General features: G+C 37.8%; 1 pseudogene. It reads right to left on the reverse strand.

Annotation, left to right across the window (positions count from 1 at the left end):
• Nucleotides 1-365: pseudogene (locus ITJ86_RS17200) on the reverse strand (T9SS type B sorting domain-containing protein); the annotation flags it as partial.

Raw genomic sequence — 365 nt, forward strand, 5'->3', positions numbered from 1 at the left:
TGTGTTGGATCTTGACCGTTTAAGACTTCTTCGTCTTTTGTGGTTAAGTCAAAACTATCAATACCATCGGTGAATAATTCACATTGAATAAAATCCGTTACTGCCACAACTGTCGGTAATGGGTGGACTATAATCGTAAAATCAACTAAGGCATAACAGCCTGTAACATCATTGGTTACCCTTACATAGATCTCTTGTTCTGGTGTCTCTGTATTAGTGTATTGTGTTGGGTCTGTTATGGCATTGTTTCCTGAGTTGGCATCGTCTAATCTTTCATAATAGCTTGCTGTAACTCCAGGCTCTCCATTTAGGATAAGTAGTTCATTTTCTGTTAAATCAAAGACTTCTACTCCATCTCCTGTATT

Source organism: Winogradskyella marina (assembly GCF_015645385.1).
Taxonomy (GTDB): Bacteria; Bacteroidota; Bacteroidia; order Flavobacteriales; family Flavobacteriaceae; genus Winogradskyella; species Winogradskyella marina.